This window comes from Pseudoalteromonas sp. NZS127_1 (genome assembly GCF_015864295.1).
GTDB classification, from domain to species: Bacteria; Pseudomonadota; Gammaproteobacteria; order Enterobacterales; family Alteromonadaceae; genus Pseudoalteromonas; species Pseudoalteromonas arctica.
Map to the genome: position 1 here is coordinate 174925 of NZ_JADYXO010000008.1, position 6018 is coordinate 180942.

General features: G+C 40.4%; 6 protein-coding genes. 4 read left to right on the plus strand and 2 right to left on the minus strand.

Translation table 11 applies throughout. The features are described 5' to 3' along the window. The first annotated feature begins 6 nt into the window (after nucleotides 1-6). The 3 genes from I6F50_RS09870 (at nucleotide 7) to I6F50_RS09880 (ending at nucleotide 1707) form a co-directional block, all read left to right on the plus strand. Nucleotides 7-906 carry a haloalkane dehalogenase gene (locus I6F50_RS09870; RefSeq protein WP_197160425.1) on the plus strand — a complete coding sequence of 300 codons (900 nt, stop codon included), beginning with the start codon at nucleotides 7-9 and terminating at the stop codon, nucleotides 904-906. A 135-nt stretch (nucleotides 907-1041) separates the two neighbouring features. After that, complete coding sequence (locus I6F50_RS09875) at nucleotides 1042-1263, plus strand: hypothetical protein (RefSeq protein ID WP_197160424.1); 222 nt, start codon at nucleotides 1042-1044, stop codon at nucleotides 1261-1263. Nucleotides 1264-1299: 36 nt separating this feature from the next. Next, nucleotides 1300-1707 (plus strand): hypothetical protein, encoded by a 408-nt coding sequence (locus I6F50_RS09880; RefSeq protein ID WP_165742160.1) that lies wholly within the window; start codon nucleotides 1300-1302, stop codon nucleotides 1705-1707. A gap of 380 nt (nucleotides 1708-2087) precedes the next feature. On the opposite strand, the gene I6F50_RS09885 is transcribed toward I6F50_RS09880, so the two are convergent. Both I6F50_RS09885 and I6F50_RS09890 read right to left on the minus strand, forming a co-directional pair. Further along, a complete protein-coding gene (locus I6F50_RS09885; RefSeq protein WP_165728955.1) occupies nucleotides 2088-2633 on the minus strand; it encodes a hypothetical protein in 546 nt (181 codons plus the stop codon). Between the two features lie 57 nt (nucleotides 2634-2690). After that, on the minus strand, nucleotides 2691-3107 hold the full coding sequence (locus I6F50_RS09890; protein WP_165728956.1) for a hypothetical protein: 417 nt from the start codon (nucleotides 3105-3107) through the stop codon (nucleotides 2691-2693). 202 nt (nucleotides 3108-3309) lie between these two features. Between I6F50_RS09890 and uvrA the strand changes: the two genes are divergently transcribed. Further along, on the plus strand, nucleotides 3310-5874 hold the full coding sequence (gene uvrA / locus I6F50_RS09895) for an excinuclease ABC subunit UvrA (protein ID WP_197119657.1): 2565 nt from the start codon (nucleotides 3310-3312) through the stop codon (nucleotides 5872-5874). Nucleotides 5875-6018 lie beyond the last annotated feature (144 nt).

A 6018-nucleotide genomic window follows, 5' to 3' on the forward strand; every position in this document is an offset into this window, starting at 1 on the left:
ATAAATATGTCAAACAACAAACCAATATCAGCAGCGTTTCCTTTTGAATCTAAATTTCAAGCTGTATTAGATTCTAAAATGCATTATGTCGATGAAGGAGACAAAAGTTCTAAAGATACTTTTTTACTCATACACGGAAACCCTACATCAAGTTATTTATGGCGAAACATCATTCCGCATGTAAGTCCGTTAGGTCGTGTAGTTGTTCCCGATCTTATTGGAATGGGTAAGTCTGACAAGCCCGATATAGACTATACATTTGAAGACCATATTACCTATTTAGATGCGTTTATTGAAAAGTTAGCCTTAAAAAATATCATTATAGTCATTCAAGATTGGGGTTCTGCTTTAGGTTTTAACTATGCCAATCAGCATAGAAAAAATATAAAAGGGATTGTTTTTTTTGAAGCTATGTCTCAAGTTTCTTATTGGAAAAATACGACTAAAGAGACAGAAACATTATTTAAAAAATTTCGTGACCCTGCAGAAGGGCATGAAATGATTGTTAAAAACAACTTCTTTATTGAGGCTATGCTACCCATGATGGCGGGCAGAGAATTAACTCAAGAAGAAATGGACCATTACCGAGCGCCTTATTTGGAAGAAAAGAGCCGTAAACCACTGCTTATGTGGCCTGGTCAAATTTCGTTTGATGGCGTCCCAAAATTTACCACTGACATTGTTAATTCATATAATGAATACCACAAAAATTCAGATGTGCCTAAGTTGTTATTTTATGCAGAGCCAGGACTAATTATTAATCGAGAATTAGGTGAGCATATCGCTGAAACGTGGAAAAATATTACTGCAGTAGATTTAGGTGAAGGAAAGCATTATCTACAAGAGTCGCATCCACACGAAATTGGTGAAGGTATTGTCGATTGGTATAAAAAAGTTATTAAATAAACACTAATTATAGGGCTAGTGGTCAAATAGAAAAAATGCTTAAGCGTTATATTGGGTAGACTACGGAACCATGAGCAGATTTATTTGACCGCTATAATTTGACACTATAATTTGACCACGACAAAGAAAGTACCGATGGCAGCTAAATTATCCACGTTTGAAGCAGTTGATGGCTCTGCTACATTATATACCGCCACCAAAAATAGCCTTAGATGCACGGCTATTAAACTGAGAACAGGTGGCGTTTGTTTATATAGTCCAGTGTCAGGCCTCAGTGAAGAGGCTAAAGATAGCCTAATCGAATTAGGCGAAGTCCAATATCTACTCGCCCCTATACCTACCATAATGCTGGTTTGATAGAATACTCAAAAGCCTACCCCAAAAGCTCATTTAGTGGCATCTGAGAGTGCTCATGCACGCTTGACTGACAGGACAGGGCTAACGTTCAAAGAATTATCATCGCTAGCCAATGCACTACCAGAAGGACTTACCCTAGAAGAACCCAGTGGTTTGAAAAATGGTGAGGTTTGGCTTATAGAGTCAGCGCAGATTGGCTATATTTGGCATGTTGTGGATGCCTTTTCGGGCCAAAAACATACTGAAGGCCCAATATGTGACATTGTAAAAATGGTTAAAGTATTTCCTAATTTTGGTATTAAAGATCGAAAAGTCTTTGCCAGCGCGGTAATGCAACTTATTGAAATTTCACCGCCTAAAATTTTACTTCCTTGTCATGGTGCTTTAATTAAGTCACCTGATCTAGCTGATAAGCTCCGTAATTTAATACTAGAACTTGGCTAGAGAAAAACGATACTTGTGTAATTTTAAAATAGTATCATTTGAATTAAATCATAGGTCTGGCTACTCATTTAGAGATGAATTTTCAAGTCGCTTTATGCCCATTTCCACCTTAGGAAGCTAATCCACAGTCGCTCCAAAGCGCCTAAAAAACCAAAAAATTATAGCTAATATTAATTAGCTATAATAAAGACTACTTTTCCCAAGCAAATTTTTGAAAAGGTTTATCTACTGGCGTTTTTGCAATGTGATTTACCAGAAGAAGTGCACCTAAACCCTGAACGTGAAACCGTTAAAGTGGAGAGTGCATAACGAAGTGATCGCGACAACTAGTTTGACAAACACCGCCAACAGCACACTACTTTTACCATTATGACCGCTTGTTATTCAGTTTTTAAAACCAGCCCTTTCGATTGGGCAAATATCACTAGCGCAAATAGTATTTCGGTTATCCCGCCAATAAATGCGCCAATTACAAAATTGGCATTTAATATAATACATAACATGCCAAAAAACATAAGCAAAGCACCCAAAATCCAATAGATTTTCATGCCATATAAGGTGTTAAAAATTAAATAACGAACACCAATTATCATCAGCATTATTGGATAAAACCATTCAGCTTGAAGTTTTGCTACGTAAAACGCTAAAAACAAACCAACAAATAAAATAATAGTGCTTTCTAAGGCCAATTTACCTAATGGGTTTTTAGGGTCGTGATTGCCAGAGCGTTTAAGCGCTTTTGAAAGTAATATGGCTAAAGGATGTATAAACATGCCACCAAAAAACAAAGTAAGCATACTTACTTGATTTGAATGCAGTAGTGCGACAAAGCCAGCTATACACCAAACCAAGCCAGACACTAATACGCCCGTTCCACCACCAAAATATGCGAGGTTCATATTTTGTTGCGCATCTTCAAATTTCATAGTAATTCCTTAACTTTAAAACAAGAACCTAAGGCAGCATGATCGCACTAATAATAATTACAGCTCGTTACTCGAATACACACTTAAAATAGGAAACTTATGCTCGGCAAACGAGACGGTGACTGATTGTGTTTCACTACCTTTAAAACCGAGCTTAAATTCTATTGGCGTTAATCTGCTGCCATCTGCAAACAATGCTAATAAATGTTCTTGATTGAGCTCGCGGTTGCCTGACGATAAATTAGTTAGCGTAATAACTGCCCAGCGCTCGCCTTCGTTATTGCTCATAAGAACGTAATTTAAAATTGTGAAGTCAGATTTTTTAGGCGTTATTTTGTTATCGTTTGGAAACGATAAATGAATACTGCGGGGTATAGCACGATCAACATTTAATACATTATTAAGAGTGTTTGAGGTGTTGGCAGCGACTGCCGATGAAAACACGATAAAAATCAAAACTAAGGCTTTAAACACAGTGCAACTTCCCTTTATTAAATTGTGTTTTTAAAAACAATCGTTGAAAATTTATACTCTCAGTTTTTACCTATTATGTAAACGCACAATAATCATAATTTAACGTATATTTTGAATAAGCGCACATTCAGTGAGACTACTGTAAGGTTTATACCTTGAAAAGCTCGCGTAATCATAAGGTTATTAAACAGGAGTAAACTACATGCCAACCACACCTAAAAGTCCCCAAGCGGTTAATAATGCACAATCGGCTTTATTAAACCCTGAGCACAGCATTCAAGTAAGAGGCGCACGTGTTCATAACTTAAAAGATGTGGATGTAGATCTCCCCCGTAATTCACTTGTTGTTTTTACCGGTATATCGGGCTCGGGTAAGTCATCACTAGCCTTTGGAACATTATTTGCCGAATCGCAACATCGATATCTTGATTCGGTTTCGCCTTATGCACGCAGATTAATAGATCAAGTAGATGAGCCCGATGTCGATTCAATTGAAGGGCTGCCACCTGCTGTTGCACTGCAACAACAACGGGGTGTGCCGTCGGTACGCTCATCTGTGGGCAGTGTAACCACTATTTCTAACGCGCTACGTATGTTGTACTCGCGCGCAGGTGAATACCCAAAAGGCCAAGGTATACTTTATGCCGATGCGTTTTCGCCTAATACCCCGCAAGGCGCGTGCCCAGAATGCCACGGTATTGGCCGTGTATTTAACGTTACCGAAGAGCTGCTAGTGCCCGACCCCACTAAATCAATTAGAGAACGCGCAATAGCCGCGTGGCCACCAGCATGGCAAGGTAAAAACCTAAGCCGCATACTAACCTCGTTAGGTTACGATATTGATAAACCTTGGAATACTCTGCCTAAAAAAGCACGCGATTGGATTTTATTTACCGACGATACGCCTACGGTGCCGGTATTTCCTGAGTACACACTTGAGCAAACACAAGCGGCTATTAAAAATGAAGAAAGCCCAAGTTACATGGGTACATTCTCGAGCGCTAAACGTTTTGTTTTACAATCGTTTGCGAGCACTCAAAGCCCACGTACTAAAAAGCGCGTGTCGCAGTATATGCAAATATCACCATGCCCACGGTGTAATGGCAAAAAACTGAAAAAAGAGTCGCTATCGGTTAAATTTGCTGGGCTTGATATTGGCGAAATCTCGCAGCTAACATTAAGTGAACTGGCTCAAACCCTTAGTATTGCGGCTAACAAAAAGCCTAAAAACAACGCTGCTAACCCAGAAAAAGCCATAGTAGCAACGCGTATAGCCAGCGACATTCTTAAACGAGTTGAAGCACTTACCAAACTTGGCTTAGGGTATTTATCGCTTGAACGCACCACCCCATCATTATCGCCTGGTGAATTACAGCGCCTAAGGCTTGCTACGCAAATTCGCTCAAAACTGTTTGGGGTGGTTTATGTATTAGATGAACCTTCAGCAGGTTTACACCCGGCAGATACACAAGCATTATTAGCCGCGTTAGATGAGCTAATAGCAGCGGGTAACTCAGTATTTGTGGTTGAGCACGACGTAAGTGTTATTCGCCACGCCGATTGGGTGGTTGATGTAGGCCCAAATGCAGGTACTCACGGCGGTAATATTGTTTATAGCGGCCCTGTTGAAGGCTTGCAAAAAGTGACCAGCTCGCACACTAGCCAATACCTTTTTAAAAATGATGAAAAGCTTTTAAGCCAAAGTAACAAACCACAACGCAGCGCAAAAGCATGGTTAAAGCTTAGCGGTATTGAGCGTAATAATTTACAAAAACTCGATGTAGAATTTCCGCTGGGCGTTATTACAAGCGTTACGGGCGTGTCTGGCTCTGGTAAATCGAGTTTAGTAAGCCAAGCTTTAGTTGAGCTGGTATACGATGCACTTGGGCAAAAATCGCTGCCACAAATACCTACAGATGAAGCCGAATTGCTCGACCAAGAGCTCGATATAACAACCGAGGGTAAAATCACTCAAGGCATTGAGCATATAAAACGCCTTATTACGGTTGATCAAAAAGCGATTGGGCGTACACCTCGCTCTAACCTGGCAACTTACACGGGGTTATTCGATCATGTTCGTAAACTGTTTGCCAATACCAAAGAGGCAAAAGCGCGTAAGTACGATGCAGGTCGTTTTTCGTTTAACGTAAAAAAAGGTCGCTGCGAAAACTGCGAAGGTGTTGGTTTTGTAAGCGTAGAGCTTTTATTTTTACCTAGTGTGTATTCGCCTTGCCCTGTGTGTAACGGCAAACGCTATAACGAAAAAACACTTGAGGTTACTTACAAGGATAAAACCATTGCCGATGTGCTTAATTTAACAGTTGAGTCGGCGCATACATTTTTTGCCGATGAACCCGCTATTTTACGCGCGCTAAATGCGTTGCTACAAGTGGGACTTGGTTACTTACGTTTAGGCCAACCAGCTACAGAACTCTCGGGCGGTGAAGCGCAGCGCATTAAACTTGCCACAGAGTTACAGCGCACACAACGCGGCGATACCCTCTATATTTTAGATGAACCAACCACAGGCTTGCATCCTAAAGATGTGGCCATGTTAATGGCGCAATTAAATGGGCTCGTTGATGCCGGCAACACCGTCATTATGGTTGAGCACGATATGCAAGTAGCCAGTAATAGTGATTGGGTTATTGATATAGGCCCTGGTGCGGGCGATGAAGGCGGGTTAATAGTGGCGCAAGGTAAACCTACCGATGTGGCTCAATCTAAAATAAGCCGAACAGCACCCTTTTTGAATGGCGCAATTTAGCTAGCAACTAAACACTAAATAATAAAAAAGAGCCAATGGCTAATGCCGATCAGTTAAGAAAATGACCGGTTGACCGATCCAAACGATCATGCAAAATCCGTAGTTAGGAAACTAACTACGGATTTTTTTGTGAATATAGAACAA